20 protein-coding genes are annotated in these 20,197 nt (G+C 58.3%); 5 read left to right on the forward strand and 15 right to left on the reverse strand.

All coding sequences use genetic code 11. The features are described from left to right. Positions 1-27: 27 nt before the first annotated feature. From AC2FLP_RS13965 to AC2FLP_RS13985, 5 genes are all read right to left on the reverse strand, one after another. Entirely contained in the window at positions 28-1,626 is a 1,599-nt protein-coding gene (locus AC2FLP_RS13965; RefSeq protein WP_496684315.1) for an ABC transporter ATP-binding protein, read from the reverse strand. Further along, positions 1,623-2,438 (reverse strand): ABC transporter permease, encoded by an 816-nt coding sequence (locus AC2FLP_RS13970; protein ID WP_299636910.1) that lies wholly within the window; start codon positions 2,436-2,438, stop codon positions 1,623-1,625. Before AC2FLP_RS13970 ends, AC2FLP_RS13965 begins: the two co-directional genes overlap by 4 nt. Next, positions 2,435-3,382: an ABC transporter permease gene (locus AC2FLP_RS13975; RefSeq protein WP_299899604.1), complete on the reverse strand. Its 948-nt coding sequence runs from the start codon at positions 3,380-3,382 to the stop codon at positions 2,435-2,437. Before AC2FLP_RS13975 ends, AC2FLP_RS13970 begins: the two co-directional genes overlap by 4 nt. Before the next feature lie 40 nt (positions 3,383-3,422). Further along, positions 3,423-4,493, reverse strand: coding sequence for a ligand-gated ion channel (locus AC2FLP_RS13980; RefSeq protein WP_299899606.1), 1,071 nt, complete (start codon positions 4,491-4,493; stop codon positions 3,423-3,425). Positions 4,494-4,555: 62 nt separating this feature from the next. Further along, complete coding sequence (locus tag AC2FLP_RS13985; protein WP_299899608.1) at positions 4,556-6,043, reverse strand: ABC transporter substrate-binding protein; 1,488 nt, start codon at positions 6,041-6,043, stop codon at positions 4,556-4,558. A 169-nt stretch (positions 6,044-6,212) separates the two neighbouring features. Between AC2FLP_RS13985 and panB the strand changes: the two genes are divergently transcribed. The 3 genes from panB (at position 6,213) to glpK (ending at position 9,448) form a co-directional block, all read left to right on the forward strand. Then, positions 6,213-7,052, forward strand: a complete 840-nt coding sequence (gene panB / locus AC2FLP_RS13990) for a 3-methyl-2-oxobutanoate hydroxymethyltransferase (RefSeq protein WP_496684320.1) — start codon at positions 6,213-6,215, stop codon at positions 7,050-7,052. Further along, positions 7,049-7,900: a pantoate--beta-alanine ligase gene (gene panC, locus AC2FLP_RS13995; protein WP_496684323.1), complete on the forward strand. Its 852-nt coding sequence runs from the start codon at positions 7,049-7,051 to the stop codon at positions 7,898-7,900. Before panB ends, panC begins: the two co-directional genes overlap by 4 nt. A gap of 69 nt (positions 7,901-7,969) precedes the next feature. Further along, entirely contained in the window at positions 7,970-9,448 is a 1,479-nt protein-coding gene (glpK, locus tag AC2FLP_RS14000) for a glycerol kinase GlpK (RefSeq protein WP_496684326.1), read from the forward strand. Here glpK and smpB read toward each other — a convergent pair. From smpB to AC2FLP_RS14050, 10 genes are all read right to left on the reverse strand, one after another. Next, positions 9,445-9,921 (reverse strand): SsrA-binding protein SmpB, encoded by a 477-nt coding sequence (gene smpB / locus AC2FLP_RS14005; protein WP_496684329.1) that lies wholly within the window; start codon positions 9,919-9,921, stop codon positions 9,445-9,447. The two genes, glpK and smpB, sit on opposite strands and share 4 nt — an antisense overlap. A gap of 58 nt (positions 9,922-9,979) precedes the next feature. Next, a complete protein-coding gene (idi, locus tag AC2FLP_RS14010; protein WP_299899615.1) occupies positions 9,980-10,522 on the reverse strand; it encodes an isopentenyl-diphosphate Delta-isomerase in 543 nt (180 codons plus the stop codon). 200 nt (positions 10,523-10,722) lie between these two features. Continuing rightward, positions 10,723-11,136, reverse strand: coding sequence for a c-type cytochrome (locus tag AC2FLP_RS14015; protein ID WP_117871657.1), 414 nt, complete (start codon positions 11,134-11,136; stop codon positions 10,723-10,725). Between the two features lie 113 nt (positions 11,137-11,249). Further along, entirely contained in the window at positions 11,250-12,266 is a 1,017-nt protein-coding gene (locus tag AC2FLP_RS14020; protein WP_117871655.1) for a P1 family peptidase, read from the reverse strand. An 82-nt stretch (positions 12,267-12,348) separates the two neighbouring features. Next, the gene (locus tag AC2FLP_RS14025; protein WP_496684333.1) at positions 12,349-13,095 is read right to left on the reverse strand and encodes an SDR family oxidoreductase; all 747 of its coding nucleotides are present in this window, start codon (positions 13,093-13,095) and stop codon (positions 12,349-12,351) included. Positions 13,096-13,155: 60 nt separating this feature from the next. Further along, positions 13,156-13,575 (reverse strand): alternative ribosome rescue aminoacyl-tRNA hydrolase ArfB, encoded by a 420-nt coding sequence (gene arfB, locus AC2FLP_RS14030; protein ID WP_117872938.1) that lies wholly within the window; start codon positions 13,573-13,575, stop codon positions 13,156-13,158. A 263-nt stretch (positions 13,576-13,838) separates the two neighbouring features. After that, complete coding sequence (locus AC2FLP_RS14035) at positions 13,839-14,486, reverse strand: queuosine precursor transporter (RefSeq protein ID WP_496684336.1); 648 nt, start codon at positions 14,484-14,486, stop codon at positions 13,839-13,841. Between the two features lie 91 nt (positions 14,487-14,577). Further along, positions 14,578-15,462, reverse strand: coding sequence for an esterase-like activity of phytase family protein (locus AC2FLP_RS14040; protein WP_496684339.1), 885 nt, complete (start codon positions 15,460-15,462; stop codon positions 14,578-14,580). Beyond that, positions 15,435-16,298 (reverse strand): penicillin-insensitive murein endopeptidase, encoded by an 864-nt coding sequence (gene mepA / locus AC2FLP_RS14045; protein WP_496684342.1) that lies wholly within the window; start codon positions 16,296-16,298, stop codon positions 15,435-15,437. Before mepA ends, AC2FLP_RS14040 begins: the two co-directional genes overlap by 28 nt. Continuing rightward, complete coding sequence (locus AC2FLP_RS14050) at positions 16,295-17,662, reverse strand: MFS transporter (protein ID WP_117871644.1); 1,368 nt, start codon at positions 17,660-17,662, stop codon at positions 16,295-16,297. Before AC2FLP_RS14050 ends, mepA begins: the two co-directional genes overlap by 4 nt. Positions 17,663-17,790: 128 nt before the next feature. Between AC2FLP_RS14050 and AC2FLP_RS14055 the strand changes: the two genes are divergently transcribed. Together AC2FLP_RS14055 and recQ are read left to right on the forward strand one after the other, a co-directional pair. Beyond that, positions 17,791-18,078 carry a YggT family protein gene (locus AC2FLP_RS14055; protein WP_117871642.1) on the forward strand — a complete coding sequence of 96 codons (288 nt, stop codon included), beginning with the start codon at positions 17,791-17,793 and terminating at the stop codon, positions 18,076-18,078. A 78-nt stretch (positions 18,079-18,156) separates the two neighbouring features. Continuing rightward, positions 18,157-20,196, forward strand: coding sequence for a DNA helicase RecQ (gene recQ / locus AC2FLP_RS14060; protein ID WP_496684346.1), 2,040 nt, complete (start codon positions 18,157-18,159; stop codon positions 20,194-20,196). Position 20,197: the final 1 nt, after the last annotated feature.

Genomic DNA, 20,197 nt, shown 5'->3' on the forward strand with positions numbered 1-20,197 from the left:
CCTCCAATCAGGCTCTAAAAAAGGATTTTACGCCGTCAGTGACTTTATCTCGGGCAACTGGGGCGCAGCGGCAATCAGGCTTTGCGTGTACAGGTGCTGCGGGTCTTCGAACACCTGCTTTGTCTGACCCTGTTCAACGATCCGCCCGGACTGCATCACCATCACACGGTCGGTGATCGTGCGGACAACGCTCAGGTCATGGCTGATGAACAGATAGGTCAGGTCATAGGCTTCACACAATTCGGCGAGCAGATCGAGGATCTGAGCACGGACGGAAACATCGAGGGCCGAAACCGCCTCGTCGAACAATATGAGTTCGGGCCGAATGATCAGGGCGCGTGCAATAGCGATCCGTTGTCGTTGCCCGCCCGAAAACTCATGGATGTACTTGCCCGCGTCGTCGGGGCCGAGGCCGACCGCCGTCAGAATTTCAGATATCTGATCCTGTCGTTCTGATCCGGTTGGCGGGGTGTCCAGCAAATGGAAAGGCTCGGTGATCAGTCGCGCGACACGGTGGCGGGGGTTGAAGCTGCCATATGGATCCTGAAACACCACCTGCATCTTCCGGCGGACTGCAAGGTTGGGTTTGTGCCCCGTGAAAACCGGCTGACCACCCAGCCGAATTTGGCCGGACTGAACGTCCTCCAGGCCCAATATTGCCCTCGTTAGGGTCGATTTTCCACATCCGGATTCACCTACCAAACCCAACCGCTCCCCCCGGTTGAGGGAGAAACTGACACCATCCACTGCCCGATGATGGCGCGGCGCGTCCAACAGGCCTTTTCGGGGCAGGCGGTAGTCCCGGACAACTTGGCTTACCTCCAGCAACGTTTGTGGTTGCGCGGGTTCCGGCAAAGTGACCTGATGGCCAGACGCCTCGAACAGCATTCGGGAATAGGGGTGTTGCATATGACGCAGCAGGTGCTGTGTGGCCCCGCTTTCAACCACTTCTCCGTGGCGCATGACGGTGATCTGATCCGCCATATCAGAGACAACGGCCAGATCATGGGTGATCATCAGCAGCCCCATGTCATATTCGCGCACCAGCCCCTTGAGCAGGTCGAGGATCTGCGCCTGTGTCGTGACGTCCAGCGCTGTCGTCGGCTCGTCCGCGATCAACAGCTTGGGGCGCAGAGCGATGGCCATGGCGATGACCACGCGTTGCCTTTGCCCGCCGGACAGCTCATGCGGGTAGCGTGAAAGGGGGAGCCGATCAGGTGGCAGGCCGACGCGGGTCAGCACCTCTTCGGCGCGTGTTCGGGCCTGAGGCTGGGGCATCGCCTTGTGGATCAGGATCGTTTCCATCACCTGTTCACCGATAGTTTTCACCGGATTGAGCGCTGTCATCGGTTCCTGGAACACCATCCCCATGGCCGCACCGCGCAAAGTGCACATATCGGATTCTGACCGTGTCAGCAGATCCTGACTGTCCAGCCGGATAGCACCTTCCACGCTGGCCCCATGTGGCAGCAATCTCATCACCGCCAAAGCGGTCATCGATTTGCCCGAGCCGCTTTCACCTGTCACGGCCGCGATCTGACCAGAGGCAATGGACAGGCTGACCTGTTTCAGGATCGGTGTCCCGTGGATCATCAGCGACAGGTTTTCAATCTGCAACAAACTCATGCCCGCGCCACCCTGATACGAGGGTCCAGCCAGTCGCGCAGACCATCGCCCAGCAAGTTCAGACCCAGCACTGTAACGATGATCGCCAGCCCCGGAATCAGAGCCAAATGCGGGGCAAAACTGACCATCGTCTGCGCATCTGCAAGCATCCGGCCCCAGCTGGGCGTCGGAGGCTGCGCGCCCAGGCCGACATATGACAGTCCCGCTTCGGCCAGAATACCAAGGCTGAACTGGATGGTCCCTTGCACAATCAGCAGATTGGCGACATTGGGCAGAATATGTTCCGCTGATATCCGCGCCACTCCTTTGCCCGAAACACGGGCGGCGAGGATGAACTCTCTCTCCCAAAGTGACAAAGCTGCCCCGCGGGTGATCCGGGCAAAGACGGGGATGTTGAAAATGCCGATCGCAACAATGGCGTTGATCGCTCCGGCGCCATAGACTGCCGTGATCAGGATGGCGATCACCAGTGACGGGAAAGCGAAGACCAGATCGTTGCCACGCATGATGACCTCATCCAGCCATGAGCCTTTGCGCGCGGCCGCTGCCAGGCCAAGAGGAACGCCAAGTGCCATGCCGATGCCGACGGCCACCAGCGCCACCGCAATCGACGTACGTGCACCGACCATGATCATCGAGAACATGTCGCGGCCGAAATGATCGGTTCCAAACCAATGCTGCCCGTTTGGTGGCTGCAATTTATCGGGAATGTTCAGCACGGCATGGTCGTAGGGGGTCCAGACGAACGAGGCCAACGCGGCCAGAACCACCAGCGACGACAGCAAAGCTCCAAGGATCAGGTTCCGGCTCATGTCCTGCTCCTCAGTCTTGGGTCCACGGCCGCATAAGCAAGATCGACAAGGAAATTGACAGTTATCACGGCAAAGACCAGCAGCATCACGACCGATTCCACAACGATGAGGTCACGGGCAGAAATGGCCTGAAACACCAGCCGCCCGAGACCCGGCAGATAGAAAACCTGTTCAATGATGATCGATCCCGCCAGCAGGAAGGAAAACTGCAAGCCTATGATGGTCAGCACCGGGATCAGCGCATTTCGCACCCCATGCCGCCAAAGGGCCTGACGGCGGGACAGGCCCTTGGCCCGAGCCGTGCGCATGAAGTCCTCACCCAGAATGTCCAGCAAAGCCGACCGCATGACACGCGCCAGAATCGCAGCCTGTGGCAGGGCAAGAGCCACAGCAGGCAAGGTCAGTGAATGCAGGCCCGCTAACACTCCGTCGCCCCAACCCACAAACCCGCCTGCATTGAACCAACGCAGGTTGATGGCGAAGATCAGCACAAGCATCATCGCAAACCAGAAATTGGGCACAGCAATCCCAAGCTGCGTCGCCCCCATCACTGCAAGGTCCCCCGGTTTGCCCCGACGCGCAGCGGCATAGATTCCGGCCGGAAAGGCAATCAAGGTGGACAGAGTCAGCGCGTAAAGTGCCAAGGGTAACGACACCCAAAGCCGGTCCGCGATCATCTGCGACACTGGCGTGCGGTAGGTGTATGAGGTGCCGAAATCGCCCCCCAGCATGCCGCCCACCCAATTGAAGTATCGTTGTATCTTGGACCCATCCAAACCCAGCTCGACCCGCAAAGCGGCCAGCGTGTCCTCCTGCGCGTTGACGCCCAGCATGAACGATGCCGGATCACCCGGGGCGACCTCGATCACCGCGAAGATGACCACCGAGGCGACGGCCAGGCTGACAAGCAAGGAAATCAGTCGTTTGAGGACGTAGCGGAGCATTGGCACCACGTTAGGGTCACATCACGCGCGGGTCCAGCGTCTAAGGCACCAGAAGGAAAGCAGAAACCGCATAGGCCACGATCGCGGCATACCCCAGTGGATAGATCCATTTGATCGCATAGTTGTCCAGGGTTCGCGCCGTTCGCTCCTTGCCGGACACTTTCAGTCGTCGCAGTGCGACGTTGAACACGATCAGCGCCCCGGTCATCAGAAACATGCACTGAAGGACAAAATCCAGAAAAGTCAGATAACCCAGCTTGGGCAGATCAGCGGATATTGCCCAGTTGAACGCGACAAAGACCAGAAGGTTGCCGCCTGCAATCTCGATCCTCCGGCGGTATTCATCCAGAAAAAACAGCGCCCAGCCGACCGAGATCAAGACAAGCATCGGAAGGAAAACCCGAATGACGTAGTATGTCAGATGTCGATTGCCTTCAAAAACAAGCGCGACCTGATCGCTTTCTTTGCCGGATAGCCCCAGGACCCTGGACGTTTCCAACCGGGCATTGTTCAAAATCCACTCTTCTTCGCCCAGCTGATCTCCGAGGCCAGAGAATTCGTTCAACGGATGGTAAGTGACGTATTCAGACGGAAAGACCGAAACGACCTCGAAATGAAACTCCTGCGTGTCGAACGGGTATTTTCGGAAATTAAAATGTGGCGCCTGGAGTGTAAGAGACGATTTTTCGACATACAGCACCCGTCCGTCGTACCGCAGGGATGCAGCGGATTCGTGAATCCATTTGTTGGACTGCTGATTGTGAATGACAAAAGCCGGCAGAACAGAACCGATACTTGCGGCATGATTGGCAAGGTCGGGTGGGTTGAAGACCCGGACATCCCTCCGCTGTTCCTCAGGATCAAACGCCAACGCAGGATCGGTCCATTCCACCCGCAAGACCACAACCGCGCCGTAGTTTTCAGCCTTTTGATCAACACCGGTGATCTGATCGATGCGAATGCCGATCCCAACATCCAACGGGTTCTCGGGCGTTCCGGACAGGGCATCCAGCCGCCCACCCAACACATTCTGAGCCGTGGCGGCGACCGAAGAACTGAACACCAGGAAAACACCTAAAACCAAGATGGGAATGGCACGGAGCAAGAACATGCGTGAGAACACCCTGACACAATGGAAGGCCCGGGCCGCCCAGCGCGGCGCGGGCTGTACTGTTACTCAGACCAGCTGATCTGAGTCAGATCGATTGCGGCGGTGGGCGCGTTCTCCCAAAGGCCCTGAACTCCGACTTTCGCAACGCCCAGCTTGGCCAACTGGAATAGGTACCCATTGACATAGTCGCTTGAAATAAGGCGCTGTATCTCACCCAGCAAACGGGTGCGTTCTTCGGGGTCGGTGGTGGTGTTCAGCGTGTCCATCAGCGCCTGAAAGTCCGTGCTGTCATACTGGAAGTAATAATCAGGGCGCGCATAAATGCCGATATCCATAGGCTCCGTGTGGCTGACAATGGTCAGGCCGAACTCCTTGCCCTTGAACACCGTTTCCAACCATTGCGCCCATTCCACATTGATGATCTCGGCAGTGATGCCGACCTCGGCCAACTGCGCCGCTATGATTTCGCCCCCACGGCGGGCATAAGACGGCGGCGGCAGATGCAACGTGGTCTCAAACCCGTTTTCGAATCCTGCCTCTGCCAGCAACGCCTTTGCTTTTTCAGGGTCGTAAGCCGAATTGCCAGTCAGATCGACATACGCCGGATGATGCGGCGCAAAATGGGTTCCGATCGGGGTACCATAGCCGAACATCGCGCCGTCGATGATGGCCTGCCGGTCGATGGCATGTGCCAGTGCCTGCCGAACCAAAATACTGTCAAACGGAGGTTGCTTGTTGTTGGTGGACAGGATCGTTTCGCCTTCGGTCGAACCGACCAAAACCTGAAAGCGCGGATCGGCCTCGAACTGAGGCAGGTTTTCTGGCGCGGGGAAGTTGTCAAATACGTCGACATCCTCGGCCATCATGGCGGCAAAAGCGGCAGTCGGGTCCGAGATGAACTTGAAGGTTGCAGTCTCTAATGCAGGTTGTTCGCCCCAATAATTGGGGTTTCGGTTCAGCGTGATGCTGTCACCCTGCACCCAGTTGCCAAAGGTATAGGCGCCAGTGCCAACTGGATTGGTTTTGATGCTTTCAATGCTCTCGGGCGCGACGATTACTGCGTCGCCCCAAGCCAGGTTGAACAGGAAATTTCCGTTTGGCTCTGACAGGGTGACTTTGACGGTCAGCGGGTCCGTCGCTTCCACGTTTTCAATACCGGCAAACAGGGCCTTCTGTGCATTCGCGCTGTCTTCGGCGGTCGCGCGATCAAGGCTGAATTTGACATCCTCTGCATCCATGGTCGTGCCGTCATGGAAAGTCACCCCGTCGTGCAGTTTGAAGGTGTAGACCGTACCGTCCTCGGATATCTCCCAGCTTTCGGCAAGGCCAGGCACAACCGAACCATCGCCCATGAAGCGGGTCAAGCCTTCGAAAACATTGGTATAGACCACCGAATCGATGGCTTGCGCTGCGGCGCTTGTCGGATCCATATGCGGGGGTTCAAGCTGCATCGCGATAGTTATGTCCGACTTGGCCAAAGCCTGCGTGGCAAGCAGGCTGGCCCCTACGGCCAGGGTCGATGCAAATGTCCGAAACATGAATTTTGTCATGTGAACTCTCCCTACTGAAACTGGTTGTGCCCTTGTTTTCAGGGCCGTTTTACCGACAGTTTTCCTGTAAACCTGAGGTCAATCAAGGGAATGTTCGCGCAACCGGGGTTTCTTCGGCCCCGTCCGATCTGCTATGCCGCACTGCAACATAATACTGCAGGAGCGATCCATGAGCGCCACCGCCCGCAAGAAAGCCCCGAACGCCGAGGATATTCGCGCCCGAAAAGGTGGCGAGCCGCTGGTCTCATTGACCGCCTATACCACGCCAATGGCGCGCCTGATGGACGCGCATTGCGACTTTGTTCTGGTCGGTGACAGCGTTGGTATGGTGCTGCACGGGCTGGACTCCACGCTGGGGGTCACGATGGAGATGATGATCCTGCACGGTCAAGCCGTGTCTCGCGGCCTGGACAGGGCGATGATGGTCATCGACATGCCTTTCGGAAGCTATGAGGAAAGCCCGACACAAGCCTTTCGTAACGCCGCACGCTTGATGGCGGACACAAGTGCAGGCTCGGTCAAACTGGAAGGCGGGGTCGAAATGGCTGAAACCATCCGCTTTCTGGTGAAACGAGGCATCCCGGTGATGGCTCATATCGGATTGACGCCGCAATCGATCAACACGCTGGGCGGCTATAAGGTGCAGGGCCGTGACGAGCAGGCCGAAGCCGTCATGGCAGACGCCCGCGCCGTGACCGAGGCTGGCGCGTTCTCGGTCGTTCTGGAGAAAGTACCGCAAGGTCTGGCGAACCAGATCACCGAAGAGATTGCGATCCCGACCATCGGCATCGGTGCATCTGCGGGCTGTGACGGGCAGATTTTGGTCGTGGACGACATGGTGGGCTTTTTCACCGCCTTCAAACCCAAATTCGTCAAACGCTATGCCGAGCTGGGTCCGTTGGCAGAAACGGCCATTGCGGAATACGCCGCCGAAGTCCGCGCGCGGACCTTCCCGGCAGACGAACACGTCTTTGCCGATCAGGCTCCGGCCAAAGGGCAAAAGACATGACCGCACCGATTTTGCGCTCTCTGGCCGAGCTGCGTGCCAAAACCACCACTTGGCATCGAAACGGTGAGACCATCGGCGTGGTTCCGACCATGGGCGCTTTGCACGAGGGGCATTTGTCACTGGCACAGGCCGCGAAACAGGGCTGCGACCGGGTGATCGTGACGATCTTTGTGAACCCCAAGCAGTTCAATAGCCCCGAAGACCTGGCAAATTACCCCCGCACCGAACATGAGGACGCCCGAAAGCTTGCCCCGTACGGAGTCGATGCGGTCTATGTACCGGACCCGCAGGAAGTCTATCCGGAAGGGTTTTCGACGACGGTATCGGTCGCCGGTCTGACCGACGTGATGGAAGGCCCTTTCCGCCCCGGACATTTCGAAGGCGTGGCCACGGTGGTCGCCAAGCTGTTCCTGCAAACACGAGCGGATCGAGCCTATTTCGGGGAAAAAGACTATCAACAGCTGCTGGTTGTCCGCCGGATGGCGCGCGATCTGAATATCCCAATCGAGGTGATCGGCTGCCCGACCGTACGAGAACCGTCGGGCCTGGCGATGTCGTCGCGCAACCTTCTTCTTTCCCCCCAAGGGTTGAAGATCGCAGAACAAATGAACAGCGTTATGCGGCAGGTGGCCGACGATCTGGCCGAGGGAGCAGACTTTGCCTTGCTGGCGCAGGATGCCAAGGAAACTTTGCTGAAGGTCGGTTTCACCGAAGTCGAGTATATCGACCTCCGCTGTGCTGAGACGCTGGAAAGCCTGTCCACCGCCACCCAGCCAGCCCGCCTGTTCGTCACGGCCTGGACAGACGGCGTCCGCCTGATCGACAATATTCCGGTCAATCCGGCCTGATTTCTGTACTGGCCCCTGCGCCATTGTTTGCGCTAAAGTCCGGCAAAACGATACCGGGGGAGAGCGGAAATGACCCATATTCTGGCAATCGATCAAGGCACCACATCCTCGCGCGCCATTCTGTTTGACACGCAGATGCGGCCTGTGGGCACCGCCCAGCAGGAATTTCCTCAGCACTTTCCGCAGGAAGGCTGGGTTGAACACGACCCCGAGGATATCTGGTCCAGCGTTTTGCATGTGTGCCGTGAGGTGATGGAAACCACCGGTGTTTCAGCGGATCAGATCGCCGGTATAGGCATCACCAACCAGCGCGAAACGACGGTTGTCTGGGATAGAGAAACCGGTAAGGCCATCCACAATGCCATCGTCTGGCAGGACCGCCGCACCGCCGATATCTGTGCCCGCTATAAGCAAGCCGGGTGCGAGGATGACGTCACCGCTCAGACCGGTCTGCTGCTGGATCCCTATTTCTCGAGCACCAAGGTCAAATGGCTGCTGGATACCGTTTCGGGTGCCCGCGCGCGGGCAGAAGCCGGAGAATTGCTGTTCGGTACGATCGACAGTTTCCTGATCTGGCGGCTGACCGAAGGCAGTGTTCACGCAACCGATGCCACCAACGCCGCGCGTACTTTGCTGTTCGACATTCACAAGGGCGCATGGAGCGCCGAGATTTGCGATCTGCTGGATGTACCCATGAACCTTTTGCCCGAAGTGAAGGATTGCGCCTCGGATTTCGGAACCACCACTTTGTTCGGGGGCGACATTCCTATTCTGGGCGTAGCAGGCGACCAGCAAGCCGCGACCATCGGGCAGGCCTGTTTTCGGCCTGGTATGATGAAATCAACCTATGGCACGGGCTGCTTTGCGCTGCTGAACACAGGCGCACAACCGGTTCAGTCGAAAAACCGCCTGCTGACGACGATCGCTTACCAGCTGGACGGCCAGCGTACCTATGCGCTGGAGGGGTCGATCTTTATCGCAGGGGCCGCCGTGCAATGGCTGCGTGACGCGTTGCAGATCATTGATTCAGCTCCGCAAAGTGGCGAACTTGCGGCTCAGGCCGATCCTAACCAGCATGTGGTGCTTGTGCCAGCCTTCACCGGCCTTGGCGCACCCTATTGGAAACCCGATTGCCGCGGCGCGATGTTCGGGCTGACACGCAATTCAGGCCGGGCAGAGATCGCCCGCGCCACGCTGGAAAGCATCGCCTTCCAGACCCGCGACCTGTGGCACGCCATGCAGGGTGACTGGGGCGCCGACGCCGACGTCATCCTGCGTGTCGATGGCGGGATGAGCGCGTCTGACTGGACCATGCAAGGCCTGTCGAACTGTCTTGGCGCGCCTGTGGATCGCCCCGTAATGCAGGAGACGACAGCCCTTGGCGCCGCATGGCTGGCAGGCATGAAAGCCGGAATTTACCCGGATCAGGCCGGGTTTGCGGAAACATGGGCGCTGGATCGCCGGTTCGAGCCAACGCAGGACCAAGCCGACCGCGATGCGGCCTATGACCGTTGGCAACGCGCGGTACAGGCGGCGATGGCGTTCTAGCTGTGGTCTTTCAACAAGCGTTGTTTCTGCCGTGACCAATCGCGCTTGGCCTGGGTTTCGCGCTTGTCATGGGTTTTCTTACCCTTGGCGATGCCGATCTTAATCTTGGCCAGCCCCTTGTGGTTGAAATACAAAACCAACGGCACCAGCGTCATGCCCTTGCGCTGGGTTGCATTCCACAAATCGGACATCTGTTTGCGGGACACTAGCAGCTTGCGACGGCGGCGCTCTTCATGCTTGAACACTTTGGCCTGCACATACGGCGCGATGTAGCTGTTGACCAGCCACAACTCTCCGTCATCGACGATAGCATAGCTTTCGGCGATGTTGGAGCCGCCCGCGCGCAGGGATTTGACTTCGGACCCTTGCAGAACGATACCGCATTCGATGTCCTCTTCGATTGCATAATCGAAGCGGGCGCGCCGGTTTTCGGCAATTACCTTGTAATTCGGGTCTGTCTTCTGTTTGGCCATAACGCGTTGATTTAGGCGGCCTGAGCCGTCCTTGCAAGGCACGGATTTTCAGCCTGGGTCAGGATTTGGCCGAAATGATCAGATCAGGGCCAAAAATCGTGTCGGCGTGGTTGTGAAGGTATATCTTCAGCCAGGGCGTAAACCGGTCCGGATGACGTTTCACCTCGGCCAGCAGATCGTGATAATCGATCCAACGGATTTCCATGACTTCATCCGGGTTGGGCGCGATTTTCAGCGGGCCGCGAACATGGGCCAGAAAGACGTCGACAACCTCGTTTTCCACCATGCTGTTGCCCACGTCGGCGTGGTATTCCAGACGGTGTCGGTATTCGGGATAAAGACCTGTGATGCCAAGCTCTTCATGCAGGCGGCGCACGGCACAGGTGGACGAGCTTTCCTCCCAATCTGGATGCGTACAGCAGGTGTTCGCCCAAAGGCCGGGCGTGTGGTATTTACCGAGCGCCCGGCGCTGCAACAGGATCTCGGTACCCCGAACAACAAAAACCGATACAGCCTTGTGCTTGAGCCCCTTTTCGTGAACTTCAAGCTTGTCTACAGGTGTCAACTCACCATTGACCCAAGCTGGGATCATGATACCCATCTGTCCTCTCCTGCTGCCAATCCGCCTGACGGGCGCTGATGTTGAATATAGCTGTTGCCGGGTCGGCTTGGCGTTTCGGCGTTTTCCGCGAACCGCCGTTTGATATCAAAGTGTCGCTGTTCCACAATGTTATCAATCGCACCAAAGGCCGCAGGGGCTGCGGCCTTTGGTCCTTGTGCAGTGGTGCACAGTATCAGGTGTTATTCACCCGATACACTTGCGATATAGGCATAGACGTCTTCGCCTCCTTTTTTCAGTTTGAATGTCATTTTCGACTTGGCAGACGTGTCATCCAGATAGGATTTCAGGAATGCCTTTGGGTCCTGCGCGTATTCGACAAATGTAGTTTCGTCCCAGACCAGACCATTCTCACCCGCAGCAACGATGCTGTCTCCGTATTTGAAACCCTCAACGGTACCGGCGGTGCGGCCAGCGATTCCATAGAGGTTGGGGCCGGTTTTGCCACCCTTGACGATCACTTCGCCTTCCGGGTCAGCGATCATGTGGCAGGACTTGCACTTGTTGAAGGTTTTCTTGCCCGCCTCAGCGTCGCCTTCAGCATAAGCAGGAAGGGCCAGAAGACCGACGATTGCGGTAGCGAGGATGCGATTCATAGCTTTTGCTCCGATACAATATGGCTGCGCCGAATGGACCGTCGGCGCAAAAAAGAGTCAACGCGCAGATTGCCGCGCGCGCTCACTGTGCCACTGCGACAAATAGGGTGTCCTTAACTTTTGTCATGCACCCCGGACCAGCACGGCAATAAGTCGCCTGCTGCCGGAGTCGCCAGAAAAACGGCGCGCGCAATGGCCCGCGCCAGGCAAAGCGAAGCCGCGTGCCCGATGACACCTGGTTCGGCATCAGAGGTGATCACCCGCGCGCCGGTGCTGACCCCGAACACCAGATCACCATCGCCGGGCGTATGGGCGGGCACAATGGCGCGGGCAATACCGTCATGGGCAGCAACGGCCAACCTCTGGCACTGCGGTTTGGTCAGGGCAGCATCAGTCGCAACGATGGCAATCGTGGTATTGGCCTTGTCCGGATTCGCCGGCTGCATCACCTGCGCTTTTCGACTGACCGTTGGATAGCCAAGTCCAGCACTGGGATCAGGCCCAAATCCGCCAAACTCATCGTCCACTTCAAATGGGGCAGCCCAGAAATGCCTGTCACCCGGCGTGGTGACACTTCCCAGCGGATTGACCGCAACAAGTGCTCCCACGGTGACACCGTTGTCCAAAACAAGCGAGGCTGAGCCCAACCCACCCTTGTGCATCGCGGTCAGAGCCCCGGTTCCTGCACCTGCGGTTCCGAGTTCGAACTTGTCCGACGCGGATTCGAACGCAGCACGCCCCAAGGCACGATAGGGATTTACATCCCAGGTCTTGTCGCCGCCATTCAGTAGATCAAACAGGATCGCACCTGGTACGATTGGCACCACAACATCACCAACCGGAAAACCCCTACCCAACTGGCGCAATGCATCCGAGACACCGGAACAGGCATCCAGCCCGAACGCCGATCCACCGGACAGCGATATCGCATCCACATGCGTTACCGTCTTGTCAGGAGCAAGAAGTTCAGTCTCGCGCGTGCCCGGCGCACCGCCCATAATGTGGACCGATGTCACGAACGGTTCTGCGGCGGTCAGGACAGTCGTGCCGGATTTCAAGGCGCCGTCCTGAGCGTTGCCGACTATCAGGCCGGGAACATCCGTGATCAGGTTTCTTGGTCCGGGGATCATGTAAGTCTCGGCGGTTGAGCGGGAAAGCGCGCTGGCGCGCGCTGCCACCGGCGGGGATATTTTTGGCCAGATGAAGAGCGGATCAGATGCATCGGCCGCCGTCGACCTCAAGCGCAGTGCCGGTGATCATGCTGGCCTCGTCCGAACACAGGAAACAGGCGGCATTAGCCATATCTTCAGGGGTTGAAAAGCGGCCCAAGGGGATGGTCGACAGGAATTTGGCACGGATTTCGGGTGTGTCTTCACCCATGAAAGATTTCAGCAATGGCGTTTCCCCGGCGACCGGGCAGATCGCATTCACCCGCAGCCCGGACGGTGCAAGCTCGACCGCCATCGTTTTGGTTGCGGTGATCATCCAACCCTTGGAGGCGTTATACCAGTTCAGGTTCGGGCGCGGCGACAGGCCCGCGGTTGAAGCCACGTTTAGCACTGAACCCGCCCCGCGTGCCTTCATATGAGGCAACAACGCGCGGGCAGTCAGATAGACGGATTTCATATTCACGCAGAAAACACGGTCGAAATCTTCTTCGCTGACCTCCTCGAGCGGCGTCGGAAGGTGAGTCACACCGGCATTGTTCACCAGAATATCCAAATAGCCGAAAGTTGAGAAAGCCGCATCCGCCATCTTTTGGACCGAAGCACCGTCGCTTACATCGACCTGCTGAGCAACCGCTTCGGAACCAAGCTGCCCAGCAAGCTCATGGGCAGCATCGCCATTGATGTCAGCAATCATGACGCGCGCACCTTCGGCCTGGAACTTCCTTACGATCCCCGCACCAAACCCGGATGCTCCGCCAGTGACGATTGCGGTTTTTCCCTCCAGCCTCATGGCGTTACTCTCCTGCTCCTTTTGAAGGTCAGACTATCAACGCCCCGACAAGATGCCAGATCAATCTTCGGACACCTTGCCTCGCAATGCCTTAACGTCACCCCGTGCCTTTTTCGTCGCAAGCCTGCGTTTGACCGAGCCATAGGTAGGTTTTGTTGCGATGCGCCGCTTGGGTTGGACCAGCGCACGCGTGATCAGTTCGGCCAGCCTTGTACGTGCGATTTCCCGGTTGCGGGCTTGCGACCGTGTTTCTTCACACTGGATGATGATCGCGCCATCCTTGGTCCAGCGGCGCCCGGCCAACCGTTTCAGCCTGTTCTTGACCGGATCGGGTAAAGAAGGGGAGCGCGCGGCCTCGAACCTCAGCTCAACGGCGGTCGAGACCTTGTTCACATTCTGCCCGCCAGGGCCGGAAGAGCGGACAAAGCTCTCGGTCATTTCCCAGTCTTGCAGAGTGATATCGTCGGTAATGCGCAACATAGGTTCGACCATAACTGGCACGGGTGAAAACAGAAAGGGCCGCCCCGGCGGGACGGCCCTTCGAAAGTTCAGGAGGTCGGGTCGGTTAGATCAATCGACCAGCCGGAGCGAACACTCCGCCAAGGGCTGCCCTAGCAGGCGGTCCCCCCGGTTGTTCCGACACCTCTCTCCAATCTCTTTCTTGACACTGGATCACCTCCTTTTCTATCTGTTGCGGTTAGAAAGAAGCGTGACACAAGATGCGCCATTCTCAAAGCACTTTTTTACGCAGGCTGTGCAGCGGTCAGTCGCGCAACGATCACCTTGAACGGGATCAGCGCGATCAGGGCCAGCGACAGTTTCACCAACCAGTCGGCAAAGGCCAGCGTCACCCACAGCGGTGCCTCGGGACCCGACAGCATGAAGGGCACGGGCTCCCACGCCCAGTTGATGGCAGCATCCGCATCGGCGCCAAAGAAGGTGACCGAGGCAGAGAAGGCGATGGTGAAGAACAAAGCGGTATCCAGCGCTGAACCTACCAGAGTCGATACCAGCGGCGCGCGCCACCATTGACCGCCACGCATGGCGTTGAACACGGTGACGTCGGTCAGTTGCGCAATCAGGAAGGCGGTGCCCGAGGCCACGGCGATGCGCAGCGGCACGGCAGCATAGGTAAAGCCGTCGCCCTGAAGCATGATCTGGCTGCCGATCAGCGAGCAGATCACCCCGGTGACGAAGCCCGCGAAAACGACCTTGCGGGCCGGGCCCACACCATAGACGCGGTTCATGATGTCAGTGATCAGAAAGGCCAGCGGATAGGTGAAGGCACCCCAGGTCAACAGTCCGTCAAGGATCAGGAACTGGACCAGAATGTTCGAGGCCACCACGATGGCGGCCATGGCAAGAATGCCGGGAATAAAGTTGCGTTGCATATTTTGATGCCCGTTTTGACAAGGTAGCGGCGACTTGGCCAAGGGACCGTCCCAAGGCAGGCTGTGCGTTTAGACCTTCATGTACCGCGTGTCAATCGGGCAGCAGATACTCGACCAACTCGGTTCGTTGCAGTGCCAGAAAGTTGTCGTCCGAAATCATCGTGGCCCGCAAATGCCCGTTATCATCCCGCCAGATCGACAAGCCTTCGAGGTTGTCATGGGCCCCTGCTCCGGTTTCGAACAGGGTTTCCTCGGCGTTCGGCACGTTACCTGCCAGATCCCATCGCCGCAGGCGCGAGCGAAACCCGATTGCCGAGAGGCTTCGCTCCAACAGATAAAATCGTCCATCAGGACCGAAATCAGCGGCAACCGGCTTGAACCAACCACGCTGGGGCAGAACAAAAGGGGTCGACCAGGTTTGGCCATTCCAGCGATAGACGGGAATATCTCCACGGGCGGTGCGGTTTGTTTCCGGTAGCGTATACAGCCGCCCGCGCCCATCGATGGCCAGACCTTCAAAGGATCCATTGTCGGCGAGGTCCTGAAATGCCTGCGGGCGCGGTAATACACGCGCCTTTGTGCCCGGTGCGGGGTAATGGGCGACGCGGTGCACCCCTTCAAATGAGATGTAGAACCCACCGTCCGGAGCCGCCGCAATCCCTTCGGAATCGCCAACGCCGCCTGACATGATGTGCCCATTGCTGGACAGAACCGGCCAGTGCCCCAGAATGCGCAGGCCGGTGATCTCGCCATCAAGGCGCTCAATGCGCGCGGTCACCGACCTGGCCCGGTCGCTCAGCGCCATCATCTGCTGCCCATTGTCCGAAATGTGCAGCGCCGAGAATCCGCCAAACCAATCCGCCTGGTGACGCCATGCAAAACTGCCTTGGTGTGTGGCAGTTTTTACATCCACTCCCAAGGCCGCCGAAGCCAGAAACAGTGCCGTACTTACTTGGATTGCAAGATGGCGGCGCATTGTTTTGGCAAATCGGCCAGAACATATTCCCGGCGTTTCTTGGGCGGCGGCGCGTTCGGGTCGGGCGGCGGCGGGTTCAAGATGTTACGCACCCATTGTTGCGCCTCGGCACAGCCATCGCCCTTGGGTGGTGCATCCTGGTTGACGCATCCCTTTGATCCTCTAGGGCATTTCAGGCGCACGTGAAAATGGTAGTGATGCCCCCACCAAGGCCTTATCTTGCGCAGGTAAGCACGATTGCCTTTTTCATCGTTGCACATCTGAACCTTCGCCCCGGGGAACACGAAGATACGCGCCACGCGTTTGTCCTTGGCGGCTTCGCGCAACACCGCATGATGCTGTTTGGTCCAGTTGCTGTTGACGTAGGCGCCGTTCGAGCGTCGCAGCGATATGGATGAGATGTTCTCGCGCGCCTTGCGCGACAGGCGCATGTTATTGCCCGGAAGCATCCAGATATCGATATCCAGCCCCAGCTGATGAGAGCGGTGTCCCGAGGTCATTGGGCCACCCCGCGGCTGGCTGATATCCCCAATATAGAGACCATTCCAACCCGGTTGCCGTGCCGCAAACTTGCTGAGGTCCTGAACGTAATCGATTGCCTCGGGATGTCCCCAGTTTCGATTGCGCGACAGACGCATTGCCTGCCACGTCGGACCGGTTTCCGGCAATTGCACCGACCCGGCCGCGCACCCACGCGAATAACTGCCGAAAGCAGCCGCTTTTTGTTGCGAGCTTACCTTCTGCGCCCCGAACAACTGCTTTGCCAGGGGCTGCGCCGTCGCCGTATTCGCCAGCGCCATGATGGCCAAAAATGCCAAATAACGTAATAAAATCATCCGCTCTGATCCCCTTCAGGTCTCACCCAACGCATCAGGAATAGGCCCAGAATAAACAACAGTACGATGGGTGACACCCCCAGCCGCGCACTTCCGGTCACAGTTGTTGCAATCCCGATCAGCAAAGGCGCGGCAAAAGCGGTCGCGCGGCCCGACAGACCATAAAGTCCGAAGCTCTCCACCGGGGCTTCGGGGTCGGTGTGACGCACCATCATCGAGCGGCTGGCCGATTGCAGAATACCGCCCATGCCTCCGATCAGAACACCGCAACCAAAGAACACCATATCCGGCAGGTTCGAGCCTTCGGGTAGTGCGATACCGTAAATCTGCGTCCGGTCCATCATCACGATTGTCACGCAGACGAAGATCAGCACCCAAATTGCCGCCAAAATCACTGGTTTGGGGCCGAGCTTTTTGTCCAGCTTTCCCCCGATCCATGAAAACGCGGCAGCCGCCAACACGCTGACAATTCCGAAAACACCGATTTTGATCAGGTCCCACTCCAGAACCAGCCGGGCATAGACACCCCCGAAGCTGTACAATCCGTTCAGCGCATCGCGATAGAACATGGACGAGCCGAGGTAACTGGCCAAACTGACGCGATGGCGCAGGTTAGATACCGATTTCGCCAGCAATCGCAGTGCTTCACGAACGGTGCCTGACTTGTCCGTCGGCACGTCCTCACGAACCCAAAGGAAGTACGGCACCATGAAAAGGACGAACCAACCGGCAGTGAATGGTCCAACAAAGCGGGTTCCCTGTTGTTGCGACGCGTCCAGACCGAATATGGGGTCCAAACCTATCAACGTCTTGCCGTTGGCCTGTTCCACAAACAAAGCCAGCATGATCGCCAGCGAAATAAGGCCGCCAAAATAGCCAAAGGCAAAGCCTGAGCCCGAAATCTCACCTACTTCACTGTCATCTCCCAGATCGGGCAGCTGTGAGTTGATGAAGATCAGCGCGTATTCCGCGCCGACAAAGCCCAGACCAAAGGCCGACAGCATCAACCACATGTTCGAGCCGTCGGGCAGAGTGTACCAAAGCGCAGCGGAACCAACGGCATACATCACCGAAAAGACAAAGATCCAAGGGATTCGCCGACCAGAGACATCTGCCATCGCCCCCAGCAACGGCGCGCCAAACGCGATGATCAACCCGGTAATCGTCAGGCAGTTCGCCCAGACCGTCTGAGCTCGCGCAGCGGCCTCCTGCGCATCCAGCCCTTCATTGGTGAAGTACCCGGCCGCAACGCCCGCGAAGTATGGGCCAAAAACGAACGTAACCAACAAAGTATGGTAGGGCTGACTGGCCCAGTCAAAGAACCACCAGCCCCAGATGCGCCTGCGCTTGGATATTTCTGCCATCTCTGCCCCTGTTTATCGTTGCTTTTATAAGACGGGCCTTTAGCCCAATTCGCAAGCGTTGAGTTCAGGCTACTTGCTCTTTGCGGCAAGGGTGCTTAGGTCTCGGCCAACAAGAGAACGGAGAACCCATGCTGTCGCTGATCCAAATCCTGCTGCTGATCCTGGACATTGTCTGGTTCATCATCCTGGCCCATGTGATCATGAGCTGGCTGATCAACTTTCAGGTGCTTAACCTGCACCAACAGCTGGTTGCGCAAATCTGGTACGGGCTGAACCGTATTCTAGAGCCTATTTATGGCCCGATCCGCCGTATCCTGCCCAATATGGGCGGGCTCGACCTAACACCTCTGGTCGTACTGATCGGTGTGTATGCCCTGCGGATCATCCTGATCAACAATGCGGTCTATTTCTACTGACCTCTTGTTCACCGATTCTTAGTATGTGATTGTCCTGTCTCAAGAGCAGATAAACCTTAAAACAGGGCACCCCCACACATGTTCGACGCCGCACCCCTGCTGCGAGATGTCTTTGGATTCGACGATTTCCGCCCCGGGCAGGAAGAGATCGTCGATGCCGTGACTGCGGGCGAAAACGTGCTGGCCATCATGCCTACCGGGGGTGGCAAATCCCTTTGTTTTCAACTACCTGCCCTATTGCGCGACGGGGTGACCGTGGTGATCTCTCCACTGATCGCCTTGATGCGCGATCAAGTGCGCGGGTTGCAGGAAGCCGGCGTTGAGGCCGGAGCCCTTACATCTGGCAACACCCCTGAAGAAACAGATGCCGTTTGGGAAGCGCTGGAGGCCGGACGGCTCAAGCTGCTTTACATGGCACCAGAACGTCTGGCTGCGGGTTCGGCGCTGGGGATGCTGCGCAGGATCAATGTCAGTCTTATTGCAGTGGACGAGGCCCATTGTGTCAGCCAATGGGGACACGATTTTCGCCCTGATTATTTGCGGATCGGAGAGCTGCGGCGCGCCTTGGACGTACCGCTGGCCGCTTTCACAGCGACAGCAGACGCCGAAACGCAGGACGAGATTGTCGAAAAACTGTTCGACGGCACCGAACCCCGCAAGTTCCTGCGCGGGTTCGACCGGCCCAACATCCATCTGGCCTTTGCTGCCAAGGACGGACCGCGCAAGCAGATTCTGGATTTCGCTGAGGCGCGCAAAGGACAATCCGGCATCGTCTATTGCGGCACAAGGAACAAGACCGAAGTGCTGGCGCAAGCCTTGCGCGCAGAAGGTCACACCGCCTGCCACTATCACGGGGGTATGGAGGCCGAAGATCGCCGCATCGTCGAAAGCCGTTTCGCGCGCGAGGACGGGCTGATCGTGGTTGCCACAGTTGCCTTTGGGATGGGCATCGACAAACCGGATATCAGGTGGGTCGCCCATGCCGACCTGCCGAAATCGATCGAGGCGTATTATCAGGAGATAGGGCGCGCTGGGCGTGACGGTGGCCCCACTGAAACCCTGACCCTGTTCGGACCCGACGATATCCGTCTGCGCCGCTCTCAGATTGACGAGGGTCTTGCTCCGCCCGAGCGCCGCATGGCCGATCATGCCCGGTTGAATTCCCTACTGGGGTTGGCCGAGGCGCTGGAATGCCGCCGCCAGACATTGTTGGGCTATTTCGGAGAACGGGCGGAGCCGTGTGGGAAGTGCGACCTGTGCGACACACCACCTGAGATATTTGATGGCACAACGCCTGTCCGAATGGCCTTGTCTGCGATCCTTCGCACTGATGAGTGGTTTGGCAGCGGTCATCTGATCGACATTCTTCTGGGGAACGAGACTGACAAGATCCGCGCGCGCCGTCATGATGGTTTGTCCACCTGGGGCATCGGCAAAGAATGGTCGCGCGCCCAATGGCAGGCCATCTTCCGCCAGATGATGGGTCACGATCTGGTGCGTCCCGATCCCGAACGTCACGGCGCCTTGCGGATGACTGAGGCCGCCAAACCAATTCTGAAGGGCGAGGCACGGATCAACTTGCGCAAGGACACCCTGCGCAAGGCAACCCGCCGCCCCTCCGTGAAAGCCATGGTCTCCGATGAAGATGCGCCATTGCTTTCTGCTCTCAAGGCGAAAAGACGCGCTTTGGCAGAATCCGCGCGGGTCCCGGCCTATGTTATTTTTCCGGATCGTACCCTGATTGAAATGGCGGAAAAACGCCCCATGACACTGGACGACATGGCACGTATTGGCGGTGTCGGCGCAAAGAAGCTGGAACGCTATGGCGATACCTTTCTTGAAGTGATCGCTGGCACAGCAGAAACCGTTCATCCGGCGCGACGCAAGCTGGCCGGACGCGATCAGGGCGAAATTTATGACCGCTTGCTCGAAATACAGTCTCAATTGTCCCGCGGGCCAGACGGGATAGACAAACCGCTGACCTGCTCGGCCTCACAACTGGCGAAGGTGGCTCAGATGCGCCCTGACGACCTGCGCGGGATTGAACAGGTGCTGGGCGACCGACGTCACCAAAGGTTTGGCACCGCCTTTCTGGACGTGTTGCGTGGGGCGGGCTAGA

The organism is Ruegeria sp. CDSA141 (assembly GCF_059612005.1).

Excerpts from the sequence above, each read along its gene's own strand:
- recQ (WP_496684346.1), top strand. The coding sequence starts at position 18,157 with ATGTTCGACGCCGCACCCCTGCTGCGAGATGTCTTTGGATTCGACGAT.
- AC2FLP_RS14050 (WP_117871644.1), bottom strand. The coding sequence starts at position 17,662 with ATGGCAGAAATATCCAAGCGCAGGCGCATCTGGGGCTGGTGGTTCTTT.
- AC2FLP_RS14020 (WP_117871655.1), bottom strand. The coding sequence starts at position 12,266 with ATGATCCCCGGACCAAGAAACCTGATCACGGATGTTCCCGGCCTGATA.
- AC2FLP_RS13975 (WP_299899604.1), bottom strand. The coding sequence starts at position 3,382 with ATGCTCCGCTACGTCCTCAAACGACTGATTTCCTTGCTTGTCAGCCTG.
- AC2FLP_RS13980 (WP_299899606.1), bottom strand. The coding sequence starts at position 4,493 with ATGTTCTTGCTCCGTGCCATTCCCATCTTGGTTTTAGGTGTTTTCCTG.
- AC2FLP_RS14055 (WP_117871642.1), top strand. The coding sequence starts at position 17,791 with ATGCTGTCGCTGATCCAAATCCTGCTGCTGATCCTGGACATTGTCTGG.
- AC2FLP_RS13970 (WP_299636910.1), bottom strand. The coding sequence starts at position 2,438 with ATGAGCCGGAACCTGATCCTTGGAGCTTTGCTGTCGTCGCTGGTGGTT.
- idi (WP_299899615.1), bottom strand. The coding sequence starts at position 10,522 with ATGGGTATCATGATCCCAGCTTGGGTCAATGGTGAGTTGACACCTGTA.
- AC2FLP_RS14040 (WP_496684339.1), bottom strand. The coding sequence starts at position 15,462 with ATGCGCCGCCATCTTGCAATCCAAGTAAGTACGGCACTGTTTCTGGCT.
- AC2FLP_RS14035 (WP_496684336.1), bottom strand. The coding sequence starts at position 14,486 with ATGCAACGCAACTTTATTCCCGGCATTCTTGCCATGGCCGCCATCGTG.
- AC2FLP_RS14015 (WP_117871657.1), bottom strand. The coding sequence starts at position 11,136 with ATGAATCGCATCCTCGCTACCGCAATCGTCGGTCTTCTGGCCCTTCCT.
- glpK (WP_496684326.1), top strand. The coding sequence starts at position 7,970 with ATGACCCATATTCTGGCAATCGATCAAGGCACCACATCCTCGCGCGCC.
- AC2FLP_RS13985 (WP_299899608.1), bottom strand. The coding sequence starts at position 6,043 with ATGACAAAATTCATGTTTCGGACATTTGCATCGACCCTGGCCGTAGGG.
- AC2FLP_RS14025 (WP_496684333.1), bottom strand. The coding sequence starts at position 13,095 with ATGAGGCTGGAGGGAAAAACCGCAATCGTCACTGGCGGAGCATCCGGG.
- panC (WP_496684323.1), top strand. The coding sequence starts at position 7,049 with ATGACCGCACCGATTTTGCGCTCTCTGGCCGAGCTGCGTGCCAAAACC.
- mepA (WP_496684342.1), bottom strand. The coding sequence starts at position 16,298 with ATGATTTTATTACGTTATTTGGCATTTTTGGCCATCATGGCGCTGGCG.
- smpB (WP_496684329.1), bottom strand. The coding sequence starts at position 9,921 with ATGGCCAAACAGAAGACAGACCCGAATTACAAGGTAATTGCCGAAAAC.
- AC2FLP_RS13965 (WP_496684315.1), bottom strand. The coding sequence starts at position 1,626 with ATGAGTTTGTTGCAGATTGAAAACCTGTCGCTGATGATCCACGGGACA.
- panB (WP_496684320.1), top strand. The coding sequence starts at position 6,213 with ATGAGCGCCACCGCCCGCAAGAAAGCCCCGAACGCCGAGGATATTCGC.
- arfB (WP_117872938.1), bottom strand. The coding sequence starts at position 13,575 with ATGTTGCGCATTACCGACGATATCACTCTGCAAGACTGGGAAATGACC.